This is a genomic window from Nevskia sp. (assembly GCF_051860985.1).
Classification (GTDB): domain Bacteria; phylum Pseudomonadota; class Gammaproteobacteria; order Nevskiales; family Nevskiaceae; genus Nevskia.
The window spans coordinates 1-21,293 of sequence record NZ_JBIMKV010000008.1; the positions used below are offsets into that span (position 1 = coordinate 1).

Genomic DNA, 21,293 nt, shown 5'->3' on the forward strand with positions numbered 1-21,293 from the left:
CTCCGGCTCGCTGAACGCTGGACCCGTCTTCGCCGCAGTTGCCGATTCTCCGAACACCCGGTGTCTCCGCTTCGACCTGCGCCATTGTTCGGCTGGCTGGCGGTGCGGAAAATCACGCAATCAAGGGCTGAAGGCGACCCATTCGGGGGGCGGGAGCGGCTTGGGGTTTGCCCGCTGCCAGTGTAGGGCGCGAATTGGTCTGAGACGGTTGGCAGGTTGATTTGAGACGCCTGCGAAACAGCATTTAATCGGAACTACAACAGCCTTGCAGGTCAGCTGATCCGGTACCAGATGAGACCGACGACGACGTAGGGCTGCAGGTTGTTGTGGGCTTCGTCGGCGCCAACCGTGACCGGTGCGACCGGCTGGTTGCGGATGTTCGGCTCGCCGCCCGATGCGCTGGTGTCGAAGTTGCTCGGCGTCACGTCTTGGCCCGAGATCGAGGTCGGGATGAAGCCGTAGCCGGTACCGGTGGCGTCGTTCGGCGGCCGGTGGTTGTGAGCCGGGATCTGGGCGGGCGTCAGCTGATGCGTCTTGGCACCGCCGGTCTTGCCGATCGCGTTGAACTCGGTCTCGCTGATGTTCAGCGTCACCGGCACCCGGCCGGGCGGCAGCTGCACCCAGGTACCGCCACCCAGGATCTGCGAGGCCGTGAGGTCCGTTCGCCGCGTCCAGTAGTAGCTGCCGACCGGGTAACTCAGCTCGAAGATGGCGCGCCGCAGCTGATTGACCAGGGCGGCATTGGGCGACAGCCCGGCGGCCTCGATGACGCCGACCAGCTCTTCCTGCATGCCGTTGAGGAACTGCGCGGTGACGACGGTGGCCGGCGTGCCAGAGCCCGGATCGCCTTCGGTGAACTGGCGGCCGGGGGTCGCGGTGGGGTGGTTGATGCGGTCCATTGATCAGGTTCCGTAGGCGAACAGCAGCGCCGTGTGGGCGGGTTTAAGCCGGTTGAAAAGGCATTCGAAGGCTTCGTTCCCGAAGCTGGCCAGCGGGTCGCCTGCCGTGCTCAGGCCGGCGCGGAACCGGGTGACGCCGACCACTTCGGCCGAGCGCAGACGCCAGGTGTGGGTTGCCGGCTCTTCCACCGTGACGGTGTAGCCGTAGGCCGCTGCGACGCTGATGAAGTAGGCCCGCGAGGCGCCGCCCGTGCCGACCAGGCGGGCGACCAGCGCAGCGCGGCGCTGGTCCACGGTCTGGGTGACATTGACGCAAGGGTCCGGCAGGCCGGCGATGGCTTCCCACTCGGTGAGCAGCTCGATCGTCGAGCGGGGATCGGCTTCCAGCCGCAGCGTGTTGGCGCGGGCGTGCACGCGGGCCAGCTCGGTGCCCAGCGCGAGCAGCAGGCGGCCGAGCAGGGTCTCTGGCCCGGCCTGCCAGGCATTGCCCACCGGCAGCAGCGCAGCGAGCTGGGCGGCGTAGTCGGCCGGCCTCAGGTCCACGTCAGCGTGCCCAGGGTGAGGATGGCGCCGGCAGCCGCTGTGACGTTGGCGGCGGGCGTGATCAGGTTGTGGTCGTATTCGCCGGCTGCCTGGCTGATGGCCTCTGCGATATGCGTGCGGGGGATCGTGCCCTCGGGCGCGGCCTCACGGGCGAACAGATCCGCCAGTGCGGCCGTGACAGCAGCGCGGGTGGCCGGTGTATCCGGCCCCAGCGTCACACGCACGTTGACCGGCTGGCGGTTCGGCGCCACGACGTCGACGTCGGCGGTCACCGGCCGCAGGGCATCAAGCGCTGCCTGAGCAGCGGCAACGGTGGCGGGGCTGGCCAGCGCGCTGCCCACGTAGTCGTCATCGGCGATATAGACACGGACGTTGCCTGTGCCGAGGTACAGCGGAAACACCCAGGCGCGGTCGACGCCGGGTACATCCAGCGCCCAGCGGCGGTAGTCCTCGGCATTGCCGCCATGCGGCGGCTGGCTGATGCGCGCGCGCAGCCGGGCGCGCAGGGCTTCGTCGTCCTCGATGCCGGCGCCGCCGTTGATGCCTCCACCGTCAACGGTGGCCAGCACGTCGACCCCGATGGCGGGGCTGACGAAGGCGAGCACCGCCGCGCCCGGCTGGTTGCCGGCGACCCCCGGCAGCACCGCGTAGACGCCGACCGCAACGGCCCCACCTGCGCCGATCGCCGCTGCTGCCGTGGTGCGGTACTCCGCGCCACGTGTGCTCTGCAGCGCGGTGTTCGCCGGCACTTCAGCGCCAGCCCCGCCCGTGATCACGATGGTGCCGCTGGCGATCGAGGCGGGGCGGCGGCCAATGCCCCAGAGACTGGCCCAGGCGTCCAGGTCGGCGTCGACGGCGGTCTGCGGCACGGCCGCCTTTGCGCGATCCGCGATGTAGCCGTAAAGCGCATGCACGGCAGCGGCCAGAGCGCTGGCCAGCACGCCAAGCACGGACCGGCGCAAGGCCGGCTGGGCACCTTCGATCTGGCTGCGGATATCGGCTTGCAGGCGCGCGTTCAGCGCGCCCAGCGTTGGGCGGGAGAGCGGCATCAGGCGATCACCGGCGGTGGTGGGGGTGGCACGTTGATGCCGAGGAACGGCCGGATCGTGGCGTAGGCGCCGCCGGTGCTGCCGTTGTAGACGTTGTCGTACACCTCCAGGCGCGGCACCCAGACCGGCCGGGATGGCATCTGCTGATCCGTGAGCCGGCCGCAGGCGTAGAACAGCCAGGCGACGCGGGACTCGTTGAACAGCTGCTCACCGGTGATCGGATCGATGTCGCGGCTGAAGCCCAGGCTCTGCTGGGTGGCCACGACCATGCCAACCGCCCACGCGCCGCCGATGTTGACCAGCCGCTGCTGCTCGGCGGTCATCAGGCTCGGGTTGTCGATGGTTGCCGCGACGAAGTTAATGCACTTGATCAGCTGGCCACCGAGGTAGCCATAGGCGTCGTAGCCCATCCGGATCAGCGATTCAGCCAGCGACATCAGCTGGGTCATCGCCAGGCCGTGGTACTGCACCGCTTTGTCTGCGCGGCGCAGCTCCAGCAGCATCGAGCCGGTGTTGCCGGGGATCGAGGCGGAGTCCTGCATGGCCAGCTCGAACTTGCCGACCGCCCAGCGGTAGTAGTCGGCCCGGTCGAGAATCTCGGCGGCGGTGGCGCAGGCCAGCGCTGCGGCATAGACGTGATTGCCGCGCGCGGTGCCGGTGCCCGCTGCTGCTTCGGCGTCGTAGAACGCGATCGTCTGCTCGGCTCGATCGCGGAACCATTCGCGGATGACAGCGTGGTCCTGCGCCGTGCCGACGCCGGCATCGCGGATCTGCAGATACGCCATGCCGGTGGACGTGATCTGCGTTTTCAGCTGGGTAATGGTGGTCTTCGGCGGCAGCGAAATCCGCCAGTAGTCGGCGGCACAGGCGTCCCGCAGCGTGCGCATGGCGCGGGCGGCGTCGTAGGCCGAGCGGTAGTAGACCCAGCGGTTGGCGGCGGCTACCGCGTAGGCGCTCATCTGCCGGCACGGGCCGATGTCCGCGTTGTAGGCAGACGAGGCCGGCGGGTACAGCACGGCGCGGGAGGCGTTCAGCTCCGCGTTGACCGGCCCGTAGACCGACGGGAACGAGTACGCCTGCTGCAGGTTGATCAGGTCGTTGTCGCGCTCGACGTACCACCAGTTGTCATTGCCGGTGACGTACTCAGCGGTCGGGCCGTCGTAGCCATCGCTCTGAATGAAAACGCGCTTCTGCGCCGCGACGACGATCTGCGGTACCGGCGGCAGCAGGTACGGCACCTCGTCGGCCGGCGCGTAGATGCTGCCGCCCAGCGAATCGATGGTGAGGGTCGCGGATGCGTCGTTGTTGATGACCAGGATTGCGCGCGGGCTGCCTTCGATGGAGCCGACCGAGTTGGCGTGCGGCAGGTGATCGGACATCGGCGCGCCGCCGTTGGAGCGCTTCCAGTAGCGGTTGCCGATCCAGCTGTAGGTCATCGACGGGCCGACGACGATGTTCGCTGGCGGCTCGTACGGCGGCACGCTGGCGAGATCGGGCGAGCGCAGGCCGGCGATCGGAGCGACCATCGTCCGCGCGAACCAGCCCGCACGCGTGCGCTGGCGCAGGTCGCTGGCCGGCCGCGCGCCGCTGCGGATGTCGATGCTGCGCAGCGCGCTGGTCATGCCGTTGGCGCCGGCATCTGAGCCGAACCAGGCACCGGTGACCGTGCCGACATCGAGGCCGGGCACGCTGAGCGAGGCCGCGCCGCCGTCGCAGGCATCGCTGAACGCGATGTTGACCTGGCCGTTGGCATAGGAAAGCGCCAGGCGGATCACGCCAGGCGGCGCGAAGATCGGGGCCAGCGCCGATACCGGCGGGCCGCCGGGCGATGTGACGATGACGCCGACATAGTCGCCCGCGACCAGGCGCAGGCGGTGCCCGCCGCCGAACGCCAGCGCGAGCAGGGTGGCGCCGGCATCCAGCGCGGCCATCTCGGCTTCGATGATGACCGTGCTCGGCCCCGCGAACACGCTGGGGTTGGCCCAGCTGACCACGTCCTGCTCACGAACGGCGCTGCCGCTGCCGGCAACGAGCGTGATCAGGTCGCATCGCGGCGCGCGGATGCGCAGCTGCACGGTGCGGGTTTCGCCAGCCGGGATCGACAGCAGGATCTGCATCTGCAGGCCGGCTACGCCATCCGGCAGCGACTCGAAACGCCGGCCGACCGATGCCAGCGACGTTGTCGACACGAAGCTCGCCGACGTATTGAAGCCGCTGATGGTGCTGCCGCTGCTATTGCGCGCCGTGACGTTCAAGCGCGGGTTGGCGTCTGCCGGGCCGGACAGCACCTGCGCTTCGACCGAGGCTTCCCAGGTCTGCCCAGCGGCGGCAGCGATCAGCCCGGCCGGGCCGCCCGGCGGCGGCACGTTGAGCCGATAGGCCGGGATCGCGGCACTGGCGCCAGCGGTGGCGCTCAGTTCGATGTCGATACTGCCGTCGCCGTTGACCGCCAGGATGCGGCTGCTGGTCATCGTCGCGTTCGACCAGTACGTGGGCGGCGTGCCGGGCGTGCCGGCGGCGGCCCCGGTGAGGCCGGGGTTCGGGTAGCGGTTCTCGCGGCTCTCGGCCGGCGGCGAGCGTGGAATGAAGCTGGTGGGATTGCTGCCCTCGGTCACCTGCGGCGCGATCAGCGTGAACTTGAGGATGCCGGTGCTGAGTGCGGCCACCGACCAGGTCAGCACCGGGAACAGCGCCACGGCCGAGTCGTCGATTGCGGGAGCGGTGACGATCGGGGCCGGGTTGCCGGCCGGTACCGTGCCGCGCCCCTGGTCGCCCACACCGGTGCCGCTGCTGTTGCGGCCGATCAGGCGCGTGCTGACATCACCCACATTGCTGGCGGACACCACCGACGTGCTGGCGCTGAACACCGCACGCCGGCTGGCCGGCACGGCGATGCCGGCCGCCGGTTCCAGATTCAGCGTCAGCCCTGCGGCCGTTGCCGACGCGTTGACGGCGCTCAGCTCGACCGTGATGCCGGGCAGGCCGTTGACCGTGATCAAGGCGACGGACAGCAGCACCGAGCCGGCAGGCAGACGCCAGCCAGTCGGCACCTTGCCCGGCGAGCCGCTTTCAGCCCCGGCGAGCGATGGGTTGGTCATCAACTGCGTCGCGGGACGCTCGACGACTGCGCCGCGATCGACGGCGCGCAGCACGTTGCTGCCGAACGTGACCGTGGTGCCGTTGGCCATCTGCGCCGTGGCCGCCGCTGCGCGTGCGCAGATCAGCCCGGCCAGCGGCGATGCCGAACTGCGCAGGCCGGCGACGAATGCGCGGTTGCGGCGGTAATCCGCCTGCAGCCGAATGCCGCTGCGGTTGGGCGTGGTGGTGCGGATCATCAGATGAAGTAGCCGATGATCTGGATGCCGACATCCGTGCCGGTGGCCCGCACGCGGCTCGGGTTGTTCGGGTAGAACTCGCCCGGCGCAAAGGTGCGCGGGATGACCTGGCCGTTGCTGAACTCCATCACCACCAGGCCGCCGGTGATGAACTCCATGCCGCCGACCAGGCCGGCGAGTACAGCGGTGTCGCTGGGGATGATCGGCGCTGGGTTCTGTCCGCCGGTCGGCGTGGCAACGATGACAGCGACGGCGGCATTCACCTGCGCCTGTGCGTCCGCGAAGAACTTCGCGAGCGTCGGCAGATCGACCTGGCCGTTGTTGACGGTCTGCGCCGGCCCGCCCTGGGCGACGGCGGCCATGATCTCCACCATCCGCCGCGTGATGGACGCGGCTTGTTGCAGCTCGGCTTCGGTCGTTGCGCTCATGCGTGAACCTGCGGGTAGAGAACTTGTGCGATGTACGTCCAGTCGGCCGCCAGCTGCTGCAGCGCCAGCAGGCGCTCGGAGACGACGCGGTTTTGGTAGGGGCTCAGCGACGCCGCCCAGATGTCCGCAAAGCGGATCAGCTCGCGCGTGCCGTTCGGGCGCTCGATCTCGACCTGGATGTCGAGCCGGCCGCGCGCCGGAAACGAGGCCGTGGCGGTGACTGCGCGGGCTGCGCCGTCGTCGATCAGCCAGCGCAGCGCGGCCTCGGTGTGACGCTTGGCATCGGTCAGCAGCGCGGGGCTCTCGTTGCGCCGCTGCAGTTGCCACAGCAGGCTGCCGATGCGGTCCTGCCCCGGCGTCAGCGCATCGCCCCACCAGCCCCGGCGGTCCGCGCCATCCGCCTCGCGGTCCGTGAACAGGCTGATGGTCACTGCGCTGCGCAGCGAATCATCCAGCGCGAGATCGCCGTCGACGAGGTCGAGGCCGATGCCGGCATCGAGGTCGGCGGCGATCGGCAGCAGCGCGAGGTCGGCCATCAGTCCATCACCGTGCTGGTGGTGGCGGTGCTGGCGCTGCCGGGCTGCACGCCGCCATGCGTGTGCGCGTTGTAGCGCTCGCGCATCTCCTGCATCGTGCCGAGCGGGTCTTGCACGGCCGTGGCGCTGTAGATCCGGCCGGCGGCGGTGAGCTCGCCGGTGCAGTGGACGAGCGGTGCGTCGAGCGTTACCTGCACGCGGCTTTGAACGACCATTTCACCGCTGTTTTTCAGCCAGACGTGATCGCCGCCGCTGTTGTAGAGCTGGCTCTCACCCGGTTCGAGATCGCGCGGCCGGGATTCGTGCTCGCCGCCGATGACGATGCAGTGCGTACGGCTGCCGGCGATGGACACGAGCAGGCAGGTGCTGCCGGCCGGCGGCACGGCGCTGAGGCCGAAGTACTGCAGCCGCTGAACACCCGTCAGACGCTCGCCCGCCATCACGGTGACCTGCACCTGCTGCAGCTGCGGTGCGTCGTCGACACGGGCAATGGTGGCGCGGCTGGCCAGCGCGCGCAGCCGGCGCAGCAGCGGGCGCTGGGCCGCCTGGATGGCGTTCAGCAGCGGGCTCACGGCGCGCGGTCCACTGCGATGAACCGGTAGTTCACCTGGATGTAGTCGGTGACCTGGTCAGCGGGCAGTACGCCGTTGACGACCGCGCCACGCAGGTAGTCCGTGGACCACTCGGGGCCGGTCCCGTGATACGCGAACGCCTTGAAATACTGCGGCCTGTTCGCCCAGCCGGGGTCGCAGGGAATGACCTGCTCGTTCCATGCACCGTAGCCGCCGAAGCTGCTGCCGTTCCACAGGCTCACGCGGCTGCGCCAGTACAGGTTGGCGTCAGGCCCCCAGACCAGCTGGTAATCCAGCAGCGATGCCAGCGGAACGTCGTCATGCAGCACGACAGACGGCCGTGCGCTCTGATCGACGTTGCGGCTGGTGAACTCGATGCGGCCCAGCCCATTGGTCTTCTTGCGCAGCAGCACGATCACGAACACCAGGCTGAGATCGTGAATCTGGCAGACCGTCAGGTTGTGGCTGATGGTGCCGCTGGCGCCGCTCGCCGGGCGGCCGTTCGCATCGTTGTCCGGCCACCGCATCGGCCGGCACGTACCGCGCAGCCGGGCTTTGTCGACTTGCAGGAACTCACCCTTTGAGCTGGCTGGTGCGCTGCCCTTCAGCCGGCTTCGGCACTCGGTCCGCGTGTGATCGGAACCCTCGAATGCGTTGCTGACAGAACCGAACACCGGCGCTTTGCAGGGCACTTCCCAGACGTTGTCCGGGCCGAGCGACACCTTGAACCACTCGTTGGTCAGCCGGCCGATCGGGAAGATGCTTTGCCAGCAGTCGGACTGCGCGATATCGGCAGCGCTGGCGTTCGAGTACTTGAGCTCACCGCCCGCGTACGGTCCACCGACCTGGTCTGCGGCGATCGGCTCGCTCACCGGCAATGCCAGGTCGAAGTTGCTGAGGTCGAGGATGTCGGCCGGCGCGGTGGGCACCGACGACGGCGGCACTCGAACCAGCGTGCGAATGAAGCGCGTCACCGGGTGGCCACCAGCTTCCAGCGCCAAAGCCGCGCGATCTCGCCGACCACGCCGAGGGCGCGGATCTGCAGCGTGAGATCGCTGCCAGGCGTATACGCCGTTTCGGACAAGTACCCGCCGCCGCTGTTTGTCCCCCAGCCGAACCCGGCCAGATGTCCGCCGGTACGGAATCCGTTGCCCGCCGCGTTCATCCACAGCCTGCAGACGCCGCCGTAGCGCCGCGTGCTGCTGGTGCCAGGCGGCTCGAAGACAGCGGTGCCGTTCGCCGTGACACTCACCGCGTTCGATGCCGATGCGCTCTGGAACAGCACGTCGAGATCCAGCGCGTACTCATGGCGCGGCAGAATCAGCTTGCCGGGGATCACGATGGTGCCGGTAGAGAACACGGCCGGCGTCGCGGTGAGCGTCAGGTCCGCGCTCTCCGCCTCAGCGGCGTCGATCACCGCGATGTTGTTGACGTACTGCCACGCGCTACCGTCGCTGATCAGCACGAAGCGCCGCTTGATGCTGATATCGCGGCGCACAGAGGCCACGCGATCCGCGTTTTCGAGTGCAGCCGCAGGCAGGTCAGCGAGCAGAACCGTGGCCATCGCGGCGTTGCTGGACTCCAACGCTGCGCGCGCGCGTTCGTCGGTGAACCAGCGGTTCACCGGGTCGGTCGTCTTTTCCGGGAGATCGTCGGCCGTATTCAGGCCCACGGTGGCGCGCGTTGGTGTGGCCCAAGTACGGGCGCCACCGCTTGCTACCGCCAGCACCTGCCCGGCCGTGCCACCGGAGGGAACGCCTTCGCCTGCTGGGCCAGCCGGGCCGGTCGGGCCAGCGGCACCCGTGTTGCCGGTATCGCCCTTCGCACCCTGCGGGCCAGCGGGACCGGTGGCACCGGTAGCGCCGGCTGGACCGGCAGGGCCAGCAGCGCCGGTATTGCCGGTGTCGCCCTTTGCACCCTGCGGGCCAGTGGGACCGGTCGCACCGGCAGCGCCGGCAGGCCCGGCGGCTCCGGTATCGCCCTTCGCCCCTTGCGGGCCAGCGGGACCGGTGGCGCCCGTAGCGCCGGCAGGCCCGGTGGCTCCGGTATCCCCCTTTGCGCCCTGCGGGCCGGCGGGACCGGTCGCACCGGCAGGGCCGGCAGGCCCGGTGTCGCCGGTGTCACCCTTTGCGCCCTGCGGGCCAGCGGGACCGGCTGCACCGGCGGGGCCGGCAGGCCCGGTGTCGCCGGTGTCACCCTTCGCGCCCTGCGGGCCGGCGGGACCGGCTGCACCGGCAGGGCCGGCAGGCCCGGTGTCGCCGATGTCGCCTTTCGGCCCCTGCGGGCCGGCTGCCCCAGCCGGGCCGGCCGGGCCAGCGGTACCGGCCGCGCCTGCAGCACCTGGTGAACCGGCAGCCCCAGCAGGCCCCTGCATACCCGACGCGCCACGCAGATCCAGGGCTTCGGCGATGTCCTGCGTCGGGCCTTGCGGGCCGACGTAGTAGCCGGACGCAGGTTTGGCACCGTTGCCGCCTGTCCAGTCGATGATCTTGCAGACGGATCGATTGCCGTCTGCGATCAGCGCAGGAACGGGCGACCAGCCGTTGAGGCCGCCCCGCAGGCTAACCAGCCATTGCTCTTCGGTGCCGACGAAGCCCTTGGCCAGGGCGAGCTCATACGCGCTCTGGCCGGCTTCGCCTTCGCGGATGATGATGGTTTTGCTAGCTGACATACGCGCCGTCTCCAAGCACGGTGATCGCGAGCTCTTCGCGAAAAATCTGGGTGGTGGTGCGCCCGCCGGAGCGCAGCTGCAGCTCGAAGCCGTGGATGCCGGGTGGCCACAGCCGCGTGACTTCCGGCGGCACGGCGGCGAGCTCGATGTCGGCACCGCTGATGACCACCGTGCCGGCGCTGGTAGACCAGCTGTAGATCAGCGCGTCGACGGCGTCCCTCAGCTGTGCCAGCACTTCCGCGCCGGCTGCCGGCACACGATCTAGCGAGACCACGACCGGGCCGAAGGTGTCGGCGCACTTCACGCTCGACAGGATCACCGGCTCGCTCATGCGTCATCTCCAGCGTCGATCAGGGGTTCCGGCACGTACGCCTCGCGCGGCGTCACGCTCAGGCGTGTGATCTGGCCGCCCTGGTCGTCGAGGCTGAAGGCCACGCTGGCGATCAGCAGATCGCCGGCCAGCCCGAGCCAGGGGTCGTCGATGCGAACGAGCGTGTTGGCGCGCCACGGCTGCGCGCCGTCGAGCCAGCCGCGCACGGTCAGCTCGGCGCGCTGGCCGCGCGCCTTGCGGGTGGCGGCGGTCCAGTTGGCCAGCACGATCGCGTCGGCCGTGCTGACGGCGTCGGGCACGTCGATGACGGTGACGCGAGTCCGGCGGATCTCTGGATCGAACGCCGTGGCCTTGATCTGCTGGGCCAGCGCGTTTGCGTTGCCGTACGCGGCCTCGTTGTCCTGCCCGACCACGTCGTAGCGGTAGTAGCGCTCGGCGTGGCTGGAGGTGCCGCTGGCGGTCAGGATGTCCACGCCGAGCCGTAGGCTGCGCGTTGCACGGCCGCTGGCGGCGCGGGTGATCAGCAGGCCGCCCACGCCATCGGACACCAGCAGGCAGCCGCGCTGGCGCGCTGCGCGGCTCAGCACCTCGAACGCGGTTTCGCCGGGGTTGATCGCTGCTTTCTTGAGCGGCTGGCCATCAATGAACTGCTGCGAGACCGGCACGCCGAACGGGCCGCAGATGTCGCGTGCGACATCGAGCAGCGTGCGGCCTTCCCAGCTCTGGCCATCCGTTCGCGCGGCGCAGTCCACGAGATCGCCGGTCGCGTCACGGCCGGTGATGGTGAGACTGTGCTCGTTCGGGCCGTAGCCAGGACTGGCGTCATCGATGTACCCGGTGATGACGGCTACTCCCTGCAGCCGTACCTCGCAGGCCAGACCGGACAGGATCGGCCGGCGTGCGCCGCTGATCGCCCAGCGATCGGCGCACTGGAGCTCGAAGGTGCCGGCGATCTGCTCGATGCCGATGCCGATGCTGATCGACGTCCAGCCGGTGTAGACGCGGCTGTCGATGCGCAGCTCGACGTCGGTGTTCAGTTCAATCACTGAGCACCTCCAGCTCGACACCGCCGCGCACGAAACCGGCATGCGAGATGCCGTTGCGCGACACGATGTCCTGCTCGCGCTTCAACAGCCCTTCAACGCCACTTGCAACGCCGTACAGGCGCTGCGCGATGACCAGCGCCGGTAGGGTCTCAGCGGGCGTGTAGCGCTCGATGCGGGACAGATCCACGGCACGCGTGCGGATGTCTTCGATGACCCGAGCCGATAGCTCGCGCAGCTCGGCGAAGGTGGCATCGTCGGCAGCAAAGCTGACGCGCTCGATCGCGTCGGCCAGCTCGTCCTGCACAGCCAGCGCCTGGCGCTGGCTGTCGAACGTCAGCGTGGCGCTCAGCTCGGCCGCCGCGATCACCGCCTGCTGCTGCACCAGTCCGCTCAGCGCGGCCGCGTTGGCCAGCGCGCCGCGCGTGTTGCTGCCGGCCGGCGCGCGGTAGGCGAAGAGCCGGCGCAGGCTGGCGAGGTCGCGGATGCGGCGGATGTCCACGCGGATGCGGTTCGCGATGCGGTCCGGAAACGAGACGAGGCCAGCGATCTCGTCCTGGGCCACAGTGACAACGCCGATCACCGTCTCGACGCTGCGCACGGCATCGAGCACGGCGGCCACGGCGCGGTCGAACTCCGCAGCGAGCTGCAGCGGCCAGGCCTGGACGAACTGCGTCTGGCTGGCGGCCACGACGGCTGCCGCCTGGCTGAGCACGCGGCGCGGGGTGTCGCGGCGCTCGCTGGGGCCGGTGACCAGCGCGGCCTCGACGAACTCCATATCGAACCGGGCCATGCCGCCTTCGCGGGTGGATTCCGCCAGCCGGTAGCTGATCAGCTGTGCCTGGAACGTGCCGCGATACGGGTGCACCAGCTCGCCAGGGCCGGGCATCTGCAGCTTCAGCAGCAGCTCGTCGCGGGCAGCGAAGTAGTCGTTGCCGAGCACGTAGCCGTTGATCAGGATGCGATTGGCGCGGGCACCGAGGTCTTCGGTTTCGGCCTTGTCCTGCAGCGGGTACTCGTGCACCACCACGCGGCGCGCGCCTTCGGCCGACGCCTCGTCGACGAAGAACGGCGTGCCCCGGAACGAGGCCGGCTGCAGCTGCTCGCGCCAGCTCACTGGCCCGCTCCCAGCGCGATGGGGCCGGCGCTGAAGTCGAAATCGATGCCGCCCATCGGCTTCGCCTGAGTCACCCGAAGCTGGCCGTCGACCAGCTCGATCCGGATCAGACCGGTGCCGGCCGATGCCGCCCGGCTGCCGGGCGCGGGGGCCGATGGCAGGCCCTTGGCCGGTTCATCAGGCCCGGAGAACGCCTTGTAGGCCAGATAACCGAGCCCGCCGGCCGCGGCCAGTGCGGCCAGCACCGGCCAGAGCGGCAGCAGCACCGCTTCCAGAGTGCCCGCCGCAGCAGCCACGCCGCCCAGCGCGCCGGCAAAGGCCACCGCCCCGGCCACCAGCTTGCCGCCGATCCAGATGGCCAGCAGCTTGTCGTAGCCGCCCAGCGCGTTGGCCACCGCATCCACGGCACCGAGCAGCCGCTCAATGACCGGCGCGATCTGGGTGACGATGGCCCAGATCTTCTCCAGCGCCTTCTGGATGCGGTCGCCCCAGAGGCGGGCGATCTTGTCGAGCGAACCGTCGGCCGCCATGCGGTTGACGGTGTCGAGGATGATGGCGAGGCGGGACTTGAGGTAGTCGAACAGCCCGTTCTGCATCACCTTGAGGCGGAACTGCGCCCACTGGTCCGACAGGTTCGAGACCATGCCGGCCCAGGTATTGACGCCACTGACGGCAGCGCCAGAAGCGCCCCGACCGATGGCATCAACCAGGAGCTTGATTTCCTTGCGCCCGAGCTTGCCGGCCGATGACAGCTTCTGCAGCTCGACCGCCGATTTGCCGGTGGCTTCCGACAGCAGGTCCCAGACCGGCACCCCGCGTTCCAGCAGCTGCAGCGCTTCTTCGCCCTGCAGCTTCTGCTTGGTCCACGCCTGACCGACCGCCAGCACGATGCCATCCAGCATTTCCTGGTCGCCGCCGAGCTTGACCGTCTGGTCGGCCAGTGCTTGCAGCGTGCCGTCCAGCGGGTCCATGCCGAACGCCTTGAGCTTGGTGAACGAGGCCGTGAGCCCTTCCACCTCGAACGGCGTGCGGGTGGCGAAGTCGGAAATCCAGCCGAGCGCGGTGCGGGCTTTCTCCGCGCTGCCGGTGAGTGCCGTCAGCTGCAGCGTGAAGCGCTCGTACTGCGCCGCCGGTTCGATCAGCGTGCGATTGAACAGGTAGCCGAGGCCGCCGGCCAGCGCGGCACCACGCACGGCGGTACCACCGGCACGCCGCAGGCCACTGGCAGCGCCGCCGGTCAGGTTCCTGGCCGAGCTGCCGATGCGTTGCAGCCGCTCCTGGCTTTTGCGAGCACGTTCCAGCGTGCCGGCCTGGGCTTTCAGTTCATCGTTGGCCTTGCGCGCCCGCAGCGCCAGCACGCGTTCGGACTGGCTGAGATTCGTGGTGGACAGGCCGGCCGCCCGCAGCTTGCCGGCCAGCGTGCCGAGGGCGTTGGTGTTGGCGACGTGGGCGTCCTTGAGCCGGCCGGCGCTGCGCTTGGCCGCCTCGAACTGCTGGACGAGCCCCTTGCTCGGGGTTTCCGCCGCACGGATGCGGCGAGCCAGCTCGGCCACCTTGAGTCCCGCCGCCTGCATCTTGGCCGCGTTGGCCTGGGTGCGCGCGCCCAGCTCCCGGTACTGGCGCAGCTGGCGGGCCGTGTCTTCGACCGCTTTCAGCCGGTCGCGCGTGGCGGCGACGGCCGTCGCGATCTTGCGGAACTTGGCCGACGCCAGGTCAACCGCCGAGATTTTCAGCGCAACGGCCAGATCGGTCATGCTAGTTTCCGCTCATGGTTCGTGACGTTTCCCAAGGCTTGGTTGCCGCGCTGCTGTTCCTGCCGCTGGTGGTGCTGACCCCGTGGCCGGAGCCGGTGCTGGCCGGCTATGGCCTGTGGCTGTTGTGGCCGCTGATCAGCGCGTGGGCGGGGAAGCCATCGCGGAAATCCGCAGCACCTGGTGATGCCAGAAGCTGATTTCGTCGGCGTCCATCTCCCACAGCGCGGCCGGCGGGAAATGGAAGTGCGCGGCGATGTCGCCTAGGACGTCCGGCCAATTTCGGGGAATCCGTCCAAAAAACCGGTCACCACCTGCATGAGCTTCGGCAGGTCATCGACGCCGTCGAGGTCGTCGATCACGGCGGCCGGCAGGTCGGTGAGTGCTGCGGCCATGTCCAGCACCATGTCGAACGGGTTGTCGAGCTTCTTGATCAGGCGGTAGTCGCGGGCCTTCGGCCGGCGGATCACCAGTTCGGTGATGGTCTTGTCGCCGTGCTGGATCGGATGCACGAGCGGAATGCGGGTGGCGGTGGTCGGGTTCATCCGGCGCTCCGCACGCATTCGATTGCCGAGAACTGCACTTCGATCTCGCCTTCGTTCTCGCTGAGCTTCGGCACGTCGGTGGTAAACGCCCCGACCAGCGTGTATTCAATGCCGTCATCGCCTGCGAACACGATGGTGGCGTCGGCGATCGCGCGCAGTTGTTCCGGACCGAAGCCCGGCGTCTGGGTGATCTTCACATCGAGCATCGGCGCCATGATTTCTTCGGTGAAGCCATGCACCTTCAGCGCGCCGACCACGGGCGTGCGCTTGACGCCGCCAATATCCAGCGTGCTGCCGCGCTTGGAGAGGATCACGCGCGAATCCACCTTGATGGTGGCGCGGCCCAGGATTCGTGAAGCCATGTGGAAGTCCTCTTAACGGCGGAACTGGATCTGCGCAGCGACGGTGCGCAGCTGGTTGATGAGGTCAGGCGGCAGCAGCAGGTTCAGGCGATTGGGGTCGGTGCCATCGATTTCGGCGCGCAGCTGCTTCCTGAACTGCTCAAACGCGGCTCCGCCTTCGACCCAGCCGAGGCTCATCCAGTCCAGGTACAGCGCGATGGCCTCGGCACGCGCGGTGCTCGGGGTCATGACGTTCGGACCTTGGCTGCCGTCCTTTCCCAACTTGTGGCGCGGGTACTTGTTGGCGAAGCGAACGCGCAGCGTGTAGCGCAGGTTGGCCAGCAGGTGCAGCGATTCGGTGTCGAAGTAGCTGCTGTCCGGCAGCCCGTTGGCGTTCAGCCGGTAGGTAGTCGTCAGGCGCTCAATCCGCACAACGCCAGCGTCGTCGACCACAAGAGTCGACACGCCGGCCGCCAGCAGCTGGTTGCGCACAACGCGAGTACGGCGGCCGGTGGCCACGCGGCCGAGCACACGCGGCAATGCGAGCGTCTGGCGCGGTCGGCCGGGGTCCGGTTCGGCAGCATCGACGGCCGCGACGGCCGCAGCCACAGCCCAGGCAGGCGTCAGCACGTCCGCGCAGTCGATCAGCGACTGATGCGGCGAATTGCGCGCTGCCGCCTGGGCCTGCAGCGTCACCTGGTCACTGCTGCGGCCGACGTGCGCATAGCCCTCGATCTGTCGCAGGGGGCCGAAGCGGTCCGCAAGCTCGGCGTCGAGCAAGGCCAGGTTGGCGCCGTCGGTGTACGGCATGACGACGGTGGGATACCAGGCTTCTCCGAGGCCGGTGATGCCGGCGGCGATCGACGGGTTGACGGTTCCCTCGACAAGGGCAGCGATGGTGACGGTGATGCCGAGCGGCAGGCGCTCGCCGTCGTAGCGGTTGAGGGTCACCTCCACTCGGCCGGCGTCGATGCCGCCGTGCCGCGCGCTGAAATTCACGCGGCTGATGTTGGCGCCGTCGACGACGGCATCCACATAGCGATCGGCATCGGTGTTGATCGCGGCCACGATTGCGGTGGCGATCTGCGCGCTGGTGGCACCGGTGGCAACGCCCAGCGCATAGCGGGTGTCGCCGACGTAGAGGTCCAGCTCGCCGGCGGCGGTGGCGCCGCCACCGATGGTGACCTGGCGCGATGCTTTCGTGGCGCCGGCCGCATCGGCCTGCGCGAGCAGGTATACCGGAGTGACCGTGGCCGAAGCGAACAGCTGGCGCGCCATGTGGTGGGCCATGCTGCCGCGCCCGGCGAGCAGCGCCACGGCATCGGCGCTGCTGACCAGCGTGGCGACATTCGCGGTGCCCGTGCCGGTCGCGAGCATCTGGCCGATCAGCAGGATCTTCTGCGGGATCGTTGGCGTGCCAGTGTCGGCCTGACTGGAATCGAACTCGACGTATTGTCCGGGCGTATAGAAATTGACCGGTACGCTGTTGAACTGGATGTTCATGCGGGTGCTCGCACGTTGATGAGGTTGGTGGCCTCGGGCGTGGCGTCCGCCGGCGCGAGGTCGTAGGTCGCCTGCAGGCGAAGGAAGTCGGTGAGCGTGTCGTCGGCTTCTTGCGTGAGCGGCGAGACTTGCGACCAGGTCACGGCGGCGAGCCAAACGCCTTCTTCGCCCAGGCCGGTGCTGTGTAAGTTGCGGAACGCCAGACCGGTGGCGGTCTGGCTTTCGGGCGAGAGCTGCCGGCCGCGTATGACGTGCAAGAGGACGCTGACCAGCTTGAGCCCCGTTGCCGCCGCGACGCCGCCACGGCCGTTCTTGGTCAGCACGTAGCCGGCCACTTCAAGCTTGGGGCTGACATCACCGCGATCGTCGACGCCGGTACCGGAAAGCACGGCGACAAGCACGGCCGGAGCTTTCACGGCGTAGCGCTCCAGTTCGGCGAGATCGAACCGGCCAGGAATGCCGCTGACCGTTACAGACGATGGCAGCAGCCCGCTCAAGGCCTCGACAATGGCATCGCGGTGGCCGAGCAGATCCACGGTCACAGGCCTGCCTGGCTACGGCGGCTAAAGATCCTGGGATTCGAGGACACCAGGATTTCGCCGCCCTTCACCTCGCCGCCGGTGTCAGCGGTGGGCGTGGTCGGGACGCCGAGGCCGACCAGACCTTCGGCCATCTTCTTCAGCAGCGATACCGCGTCTTCATAGCGCTGACGCAGCTCCTTGGTCAGGGCGTCAGCGGACAGGCTCAGGCGGTACAGCGTGATGTCGACGCACAGACGAACCAGCACCGGCGGCACCGGGTTGAGCGGTAGCGGGTAGCGCAGGCTTAAGTAAGTGTCGATCTCTGCCGAGGCGTCGGCGATCTTGGCGTCCACGGCCAGGACATCGGTCTGGCCGTCCCGATCGCGATCCGCAGCCGCGAAAAGCGCGTCGGCGCCTTCGCGGTTGAGGATGTCCTGGCGGGTGCAGTAGCCCATTTCGGCTTAATCGAGGTACGGGCAGACCACGACCTTGACCGCGTTGTACAGCTCGTTGGAGCTGCCGCCGTCGATCCGGTCGCGGTTGAACAGCAACTCCGCCGCCGACTCCAGCGCCGTCGGCACATAGATGTGCGTGGGCTTGATGGTCAGCGGGCGGCCGTTGTCGGCCTTGATGCCGCGCATGCGGGTGCGGATCGCCTTGAAGTTGGCGGCGGTCAGATCCTGGTTGCTGGCCTGCATCAGCTGCCAGAGGCCGAAGCCGGCGTTGACGCGGGCGTCGATGCCGTACACCGCCTCGTTGCGCATGAAGACCGTGGAATCCGTCGGCGCATCGGCACGCACGAAGTCGTAATCCTTGCGCGTCTGCCAGATGACCGGCTTCAGCACTTTGCTGTTGTCGGCCACGTACCAGAACGGCTTGCCGCCGGCTTCGGTGGTGAGGTTGGCCGTGGGCGTGTTCTTGCCCTTGGCATCGCTCACCGGGTGGTCGGCAGCGAAGAACGGCTTCTTGTCGTAGCAGAGCGTGGCGGTGCCGGCCTTGATCAGCTCCCAGATCAGCGTGTCCGGATGCTGCTGGGCATCGACACCCATCTGCTTGAACACGACGCCGAGCAGGCCGTACTTGTCGTCCTCAATCTGGTCGCGATTGACGCCGACGGTGTTCTCGTAGTGCTCGTTCTTGATGGTGAAGTCGTAGCTCATCAAGCTCTGCACGATGCGATCGCCGATCCACTTGCGGAAGCCGGTGCTCTGGCCGAGCCAGCCGTAGACCTCCTGGCTGTCGCCGGACGGCACGACCATCGCGAGATCCGTCCAGAACCGGTCGCCCATGGCGAGGCCGGCGTTGAACATCGTTTTGTAGCCCTGGTAGATCGCCGTCATCAGCTGCGGCGATACGGTCACTTTCGGCATTGGAGTTCTCTTGGGTAAAGGGGCGGTTTGCGGATTAGCGGAAGTCGACCCAGACGCCGTAGTCGTCCACGTCGAACACCTTCCCGGCGCGCGGGCGGGCGTTCGAGTTGCTGGTCTTGGCCACGGTCTGGTCGTCGACCACGTAGCAGTCCGCACCGATGTCGGCCTTGGAGATCGCATCACCGGCGGTTGAGTTGGAGAACGGCGCGATGTCCTTGCAGACATCCACCGTGGTACCGGCCGGCGCGTCCACCGAGTACCAGCCGACCACCTTCAGCGTGTTGCTGGCGGATGCCGCCACGCCGTTGCCGGCGGGGTTGAGCGCCGCCAGTCCACCCTGGAAACCCTGGGCACCTGCGGCCATGACGACGGAAAGGAAGTTGCCGAGGCGGGTAAACACGCGACGGCCAGCGGTGAGTGCAGCCATGGGCTTGCTCCGGTGACGTGGATGGGTGAGGGCTTAGAGGCCGTTGGCCTTGCGGAAGGCGGCTTCGTCGACGCCCATCGCAGTCATCGCCGACAGCTGCTCGGCGTTGAGCGCGACGCCGGTCTTCTGCAGCTGCCCCTTCGCGGCGCTTTCAGGCGCGACGACGGGTGCGGTGGACAGGTAGGTCCGGAAGGCATCCAGGCCGCCCTGCCGTGCGCAGTTGGCGCGGTGGTACTCGACGGTGCCGGGCGTGATCTTTCCGTCCTGCAGCGCCTGCTCGATCAGGCTGTTGGTCTCGGCATCGAGCCGGGTCTTGCGCTCGGTGGCCAGCGCGGTTTCGGCGGCGGTGCGCGCCTGGTTCGCCGTGTTCAGGGCCAGTTCGTGGTCCGCGCGCGGCACGAACTTGTCCAGCGGCGGGTGGCTGGCGGCGTTCAGCGCGGTGGCCTTGGCGTCGATCAGCGCTTGCACGGCGATGACCTGGTCGGCCTCGCTCGCGGCGTCGGGGAGCTGCAGGAGTTTGTTGAGGGCAGGCATGGGCAGGGTCTCGTCGAGGGCGCCGGCCGCTTGTGCGGCATTCAGCGCCAGGCTGGGAAAATTCGGGTTGTTGGTCAGGGCCACGCTCCTGACGCCGACGATCTCGCCCGTGGCCGCATCGAATTCGATGACCGGCGAGAGGTAGCGGTAGTCGCGGTTGGCGTAAGCGTTGAGCCCGCGAGGGTTCCAATCGGCTGGGCCGCTGATGCCACCGTCCGCATCGACGGCCAGGCCGCTCACCCAGCCAAAGGCCGGCGCCGCCTGGCCGGCCGGCGCCGCAAGCTGCGTGCTGTGGTTCTCGTCGATCGGGATGGGCCGGGTCGCCGAAGCGGCAACCTGGGCAGGACGGCTGAGACGCCACTGGCGGCCGTCGGCCCCAACGATGCGGCCCTGGGCGTCCGGCGCCGGGATGACGGGGATGCGCGCCGGAGCGGCCTCAGCCGTAGCCCCGGCAGGCAGTGCAAAACAGAGGGCGGTAAGGCGGCGGGCTTTCGACATGCCGCCAGTGTCGAAGCGGCGGCCCCTGGCCGGGGTTTCGCAGCTGCGACTGAGTTCCCGGGCGGGCCGACTCGCGCGCGCGAATGGCTGCGGAGCAACAGGCGGGCGGAACCCCGTTGCAAAGCGTTGCAAACCCGTTGCAAAACGCGCGTGCCATTCCGCGCCATGCCAGCGTGCCCGATACCGCCTGCGCGCGCCACAGGGCCGTTTGCGGCGGCCGGAAGCCCGGAACGACAAAGGCCCGCTCGATGAGCGGGCCTTGGTGGCTACGGCGTGGGCGGTTTCACGCCGCCGGGTGGCGGCGCTGGTGGATCACGGGGCTGATGATGGCCAGTGCCCGGTCCTGACGGTCGAGCAGTTCGGACATGACCAGGGCGAGGTCGTCACCGTCTACGGCGTCTAGCTTGCCGGCGTTGCTGCCGGCCAGGCCGTAGATCAGCCGCCAGTAGCTGGCCACGGTGGTGAGGTCGTCATAGGCTTCGCCGGGGCTCATGGCCGGGCTCAGGGCGGCGCTCACCGGGCACCGCCGGTGAGGCGCGCGGCTTCGCTGGCAATGGCCTGTTCCAGCGCAGTTTCCACGCTGAGCGGGGTGAGCGCCGCCCCGCCCGGCAGGGCTTGGGTACTGGGATAGGTGCCCTTGAGCAAGCGGTTGACAGTAGTGGCGCTGGTGCGCAGCAGGCGGGCGATATCCGCCTGCGGCATGCCCTGGGCGGAGAGGCTGTGCACTTCCGCCGCCAGTGCCGGCGTGACCTTGACGCTGCCGCGCTGGTTCAGTTCCAGCAGGGAAATGTAGCGGCCGGTGACTTCCAGCTTGCGCGCCTGCTGGGCGGAGACCGCCGTGAGGCTGGCCATGTGGCGGCTGATTTCCGCCAGGTGGTGTTCGATGCTCGACGGCGTGGCCACCGGGGCCACCGCCGCCGGCTGGGCCAGCACCCGCTTGGCCCAGGCGCGGAAATCCTTGGCGCGCGGCGTGTTGGCGAACATGCTCAACAGCACGCAGCCGGTGGCAGAGAACAGGCGGACTTCGCGTCGCTGACCCTGGACTTCCGAAACGGAAGTGCAGGTGTCGCCTGCCGTGAATTCATCCGCGTGATTGCGGTAAACGCGGGTGACGTTATCTGGCTGCGCATACCCAAGCGCTTTGCCAACATCGGTCGAGGTGATCCAGCGCGAACCGCTGTGATCGTGAATGGTAAAAATCAGGCCCGAAAACTCGGCCGAAGTGGTGAGGCTGTTGGTGATTGTCACGAGGTTCCCCTTTGAGTGAGATGGAAACCCG

General features: G+C 68.7%; 25 protein-coding genes. 1 reads left to right on the plus strand and 24 read right to left on the minus strand.

All coding sequences use genetic code 11. The annotated features are described in order from the left end of the window. Positions 1-272: 272 nt before the first annotated feature. From ACTIGJ_RS09420 to ACTIGJ_RS09480, 13 genes are read right to left on the minus strand one after another with little or no spacing between them, the layout of a single operon-like run. On the minus strand, positions 273-899 hold the full coding sequence (locus ACTIGJ_RS09420; protein WP_439640053.1) for a phage baseplate protein: 627 nt from the start codon (positions 897-899) through the stop codon (positions 273-275). 3 nt (positions 900-902) lie between these two features. Further along, positions 903-1,442: a YmfQ family protein gene (locus tag ACTIGJ_RS09425; RefSeq protein WP_439640054.1), complete on the minus strand. Its 540-nt coding sequence runs from the start codon at positions 1,440-1,442 to the stop codon at positions 903-905. Then, on the minus strand, positions 1,433-2,491 hold the full coding sequence (locus tag ACTIGJ_RS09430; protein ID WP_439640055.1) for a baseplate J/gp47 family protein: 1,059 nt from the start codon (positions 2,489-2,491) through the stop codon (positions 1,433-1,435). Before ACTIGJ_RS09430 ends, ACTIGJ_RS09425 begins: the two co-directional genes overlap by 10 nt. Then, a complete protein-coding gene (locus ACTIGJ_RS09435; protein ID WP_439640056.1) occupies positions 2,491-5,826 on the minus strand; it encodes an alginate lyase family protein in 3,336 nt (1,111 codons plus the stop codon). Before ACTIGJ_RS09435 ends, ACTIGJ_RS09430 begins: the two co-directional genes overlap by 1 nt. Further along, entirely contained in the window at positions 5,826-6,254 is a 429-nt protein-coding gene (locus ACTIGJ_RS09440) for a spike base protein, RCAP_Rcc01079 family (protein ID WP_439640057.1), read from the minus strand. Before ACTIGJ_RS09440 ends, ACTIGJ_RS09435 begins: the two co-directional genes overlap by 1 nt. Further along, a complete protein-coding gene (locus tag ACTIGJ_RS09445) occupies positions 6,251-6,790 on the minus strand; it encodes a phage GP46 family protein (protein WP_439640058.1) in 540 nt (179 codons plus the stop codon). The genes ACTIGJ_RS09440 and ACTIGJ_RS09445 overlap by 4 nt, the downstream gene beginning before the upstream one ends. After that, on the minus strand, positions 6,790-7,362 hold the full coding sequence (locus tag ACTIGJ_RS09450; protein ID WP_439640059.1) for a phage baseplate assembly protein V: 573 nt from the start codon (positions 7,360-7,362) through the stop codon (positions 6,790-6,792). Before ACTIGJ_RS09450 ends, ACTIGJ_RS09445 begins: the two co-directional genes overlap by 1 nt. Next, positions 7,359-8,363: a hypothetical protein gene (locus tag ACTIGJ_RS09455; protein WP_439640060.1), complete on the minus strand. Its 1,005-nt coding sequence runs from the start codon at positions 8,361-8,363 to the stop codon at positions 7,359-7,361. Before ACTIGJ_RS09455 ends, ACTIGJ_RS09450 begins: the two co-directional genes overlap by 4 nt. Further along, positions 8,333-10,033, minus strand: coding sequence for a hypothetical protein (locus ACTIGJ_RS09460; protein WP_439640061.1), 1,701 nt, complete (start codon positions 10,031-10,033; stop codon positions 8,333-8,335). The genes ACTIGJ_RS09455 and ACTIGJ_RS09460 overlap by 31 nt, the downstream gene beginning before the upstream one ends. Continuing rightward, positions 10,023-10,364, minus strand: a complete 342-nt coding sequence (locus ACTIGJ_RS09465; protein ID WP_439640062.1) for a hypothetical protein — start codon at positions 10,362-10,364, stop codon at positions 10,023-10,025. Before ACTIGJ_RS09465 ends, ACTIGJ_RS09460 begins: the two co-directional genes overlap by 11 nt. Then, the gene (locus tag ACTIGJ_RS09470) at positions 10,361-11,410 is read right to left on the minus strand and encodes a phage baseplate assembly protein (RefSeq protein WP_439640063.1); all 1,050 of its coding nucleotides are present in this window, start codon (positions 11,408-11,410) and stop codon (positions 10,361-10,363) included. Before ACTIGJ_RS09470 ends, ACTIGJ_RS09465 begins: the two co-directional genes overlap by 4 nt. Next, positions 11,403-12,524: a DNA circularization protein gene (locus tag ACTIGJ_RS09475; protein ID WP_439640064.1), complete on the minus strand. Its 1,122-nt coding sequence runs from the start codon at positions 12,522-12,524 to the stop codon at positions 11,403-11,405. The genes ACTIGJ_RS09470 and ACTIGJ_RS09475 overlap by 8 nt, the downstream gene beginning before the upstream one ends. Beyond that, entirely contained in the window at positions 12,521-14,278 is a 1,758-nt protein-coding gene (locus tag ACTIGJ_RS09480; RefSeq protein WP_439640065.1) for a tape measure protein, read from the minus strand. Before ACTIGJ_RS09480 ends, ACTIGJ_RS09475 begins: the two co-directional genes overlap by 4 nt. Before the next feature lie 14 nt (positions 14,279-14,292). Between ACTIGJ_RS09480 and ACTIGJ_RS09485 the strand changes: the two genes are divergently transcribed. Beyond that, complete coding sequence (locus ACTIGJ_RS09485) at positions 14,293-14,475, plus strand: hypothetical protein (protein ID WP_439640066.1); 183 nt, start codon at positions 14,293-14,295, stop codon at positions 14,473-14,475. Here ACTIGJ_RS09485 and ACTIGJ_RS09490 read toward each other — a convergent pair. The 11 genes from ACTIGJ_RS09490 to ACTIGJ_RS09540 form a co-directional block, all read right to left on the minus strand. Next, positions 14,414-14,566 carry a GpE family phage tail protein gene (locus ACTIGJ_RS09490; RefSeq protein WP_439640238.1) on the minus strand — a complete coding sequence of 51 codons (153 nt, stop codon included), beginning with the start codon at positions 14,564-14,566 and terminating at the stop codon, positions 14,414-14,416. The genes ACTIGJ_RS09485 and ACTIGJ_RS09490 overlap by 62 nt on opposite strands. Further along, positions 14,539-14,820: a phage tail assembly protein gene (locus tag ACTIGJ_RS09495; RefSeq protein WP_439640067.1), complete on the minus strand. Its 282-nt coding sequence runs from the start codon at positions 14,818-14,820 to the stop codon at positions 14,539-14,541. The genes ACTIGJ_RS09490 and ACTIGJ_RS09495 overlap by 28 nt, the downstream gene beginning before the upstream one ends. Further along, positions 14,817-15,182 (minus strand): phage tail tube protein, encoded by a 366-nt coding sequence (locus ACTIGJ_RS09500; RefSeq protein WP_439640068.1) that lies wholly within the window; start codon positions 15,180-15,182, stop codon positions 14,817-14,819. Before ACTIGJ_RS09500 ends, ACTIGJ_RS09495 begins: the two co-directional genes overlap by 4 nt. A gap of 12 nt (positions 15,183-15,194) precedes the next feature. Continuing rightward, complete coding sequence (locus ACTIGJ_RS09505) at positions 15,195-16,664, minus strand: phage tail sheath subtilisin-like domain-containing protein (RefSeq protein WP_439640069.1); 1,470 nt, start codon at positions 16,662-16,664, stop codon at positions 15,195-15,197. Next, complete coding sequence (locus tag ACTIGJ_RS09510) at positions 16,661-17,200, minus strand: hypothetical protein (RefSeq protein ID WP_439640070.1); 540 nt, start codon at positions 17,198-17,200, stop codon at positions 16,661-16,663. Before ACTIGJ_RS09510 ends, ACTIGJ_RS09505 begins: the two co-directional genes overlap by 4 nt. Positions 17,201-17,202: 2 nt before the next feature. After that, positions 17,203-17,640 carry a gp436 family protein gene (locus tag ACTIGJ_RS09515; protein ID WP_439640071.1) on the minus strand — a complete coding sequence of 146 codons (438 nt, stop codon included), beginning with the start codon at positions 17,638-17,640 and terminating at the stop codon, positions 17,203-17,205. 6 nt (positions 17,641-17,646) lie between these two features. Continuing rightward, positions 17,647-18,555: a Mu-like prophage major head subunit gpT family protein gene (locus ACTIGJ_RS09520; protein ID WP_439640072.1), complete on the minus strand. Its 909-nt coding sequence runs from the start codon at positions 18,553-18,555 to the stop codon at positions 17,647-17,649. Positions 18,556-18,589: 34 nt separating this feature from the next. Further along, entirely contained in the window at positions 18,590-18,982 is a 393-nt protein-coding gene (locus ACTIGJ_RS09525) for a hypothetical protein (RefSeq protein ID WP_439640073.1), read from the minus strand. A 33-nt stretch (positions 18,983-19,015) separates the two neighbouring features. Beyond that, a complete protein-coding gene (locus tag ACTIGJ_RS09530) occupies positions 19,016-20,014 on the minus strand; it encodes a phage protease (protein WP_439640074.1) in 999 nt (332 codons plus the stop codon). 283 nt (positions 20,015-20,297) lie between these two features. Further along, positions 20,298-20,507 (minus strand): hypothetical protein, encoded by a 210-nt coding sequence (locus tag ACTIGJ_RS09535; protein ID WP_439640075.1) that lies wholly within the window; start codon positions 20,505-20,507, stop codon positions 20,298-20,300. A 20-nt stretch (positions 20,508-20,527) separates the two neighbouring features. Further along, positions 20,528-21,262 carry a BRO family protein gene (locus ACTIGJ_RS09540; protein WP_439640076.1) on the minus strand — a complete coding sequence of 245 codons (735 nt, stop codon included), beginning with the start codon at positions 21,260-21,262 and terminating at the stop codon, positions 20,528-20,530. Between the last annotated feature and the right edge of the window lie 31 nt (positions 21,263-21,293).

Excerpts from the sequence above, each read along its gene's own strand:
- ACTIGJ_RS09420 (WP_439640053.1), bottom strand. The coding sequence starts at position 899 with ATGGACCGCATCAACCACCCCACCGCGACCCCCGGCCGCCAGTTCACC.
- ACTIGJ_RS09430 (WP_439640055.1), bottom strand. The coding sequence starts at position 2,491 with ATGCCGCTCTCCCGCCCAACGCTGGGCGCGCTGAACGCGCGCCTGCAA.
- ACTIGJ_RS09435 (WP_439640056.1), bottom strand. The coding sequence starts at position 5,826 with ATGATCCGCACCACCACGCCCAACCGCAGCGGCATTCGGCTGCAGGCG.
- ACTIGJ_RS09440 (WP_439640057.1), bottom strand. The coding sequence starts at position 6,254 with ATGAGCGCAACGACCGAAGCCGAGCTGCAACAAGCCGCGTCCATCACG.
- ACTIGJ_RS09445 (WP_439640058.1), bottom strand. The coding sequence starts at position 6,790 with ATGGCCGACCTCGCGCTGCTGCCGATCGCCGCCGACCTCGATGCCGGC.
- ACTIGJ_RS09460 (WP_439640061.1), bottom strand. The coding sequence starts at position 10,033 with ATGTCAGCTAGCAAAACCATCATCATCCGCGAAGGCGAAGCCGGCCAG.
- ACTIGJ_RS09465 (WP_439640062.1), bottom strand. The coding sequence starts at position 10,364 with ATGAGCGAGCCGGTGATCCTGTCGAGCGTGAAGTGCGCCGACACCTTC.
- ACTIGJ_RS09480 (WP_439640065.1), bottom strand. The coding sequence starts at position 14,278 with ATGACCGATCTGGCCGTTGCGCTGAAAATCTCGGCGGTTGACCTGGCG.
- ACTIGJ_RS09485 (WP_439640066.1), top strand. The coding sequence starts at position 14,293 with ATGGTTCGTGACGTTTCCCAAGGCTTGGTTGCCGCGCTGCTGTTCCTG.
- ACTIGJ_RS09495 (WP_439640067.1), bottom strand. The coding sequence starts at position 14,820 with ATGAACCCGACCACCGCCACCCGCATTCCGCTCGTGCATCCGATCCAG.
- ACTIGJ_RS09500 (WP_439640068.1), bottom strand. The coding sequence starts at position 15,182 with ATGGCTTCACGAATCCTGGGCCGCGCCACCATCAAGGTGGATTCGCGC.
- ACTIGJ_RS09505 (WP_439640069.1), bottom strand. The coding sequence starts at position 16,664 with ATGAACATCCAGTTCAACAGCGTACCGGTCAATTTCTATACGCCCGGA.
- ACTIGJ_RS09515 (WP_439640071.1), bottom strand. The coding sequence starts at position 17,640 with ATGGGCTACTGCACCCGCCAGGACATCCTCAACCGCGAAGGCGCCGAC.
- ACTIGJ_RS09520 (WP_439640072.1), bottom strand. The coding sequence starts at position 18,555 with ATGCCGAAAGTGACCGTATCGCCGCAGCTGATGACGGCGATCTACCAG.
- ACTIGJ_RS09525 (WP_439640073.1), bottom strand. The coding sequence starts at position 18,982 with ATGGCTGCACTCACCGCTGGCCGTCGCGTGTTTACCCGCCTCGGCAAC.
- ACTIGJ_RS09530 (WP_439640074.1), bottom strand. The coding sequence starts at position 20,014 with ATGTCGAAAGCCCGCCGCCTTACCGCCCTCTGTTTTGCACTGCCTGCC.
- ACTIGJ_RS09535 (WP_439640075.1), bottom strand. The coding sequence starts at position 20,507 with ATGAGCCCCGGCGAAGCCTATGACGACCTCACCACCGTGGCCAGCTAC.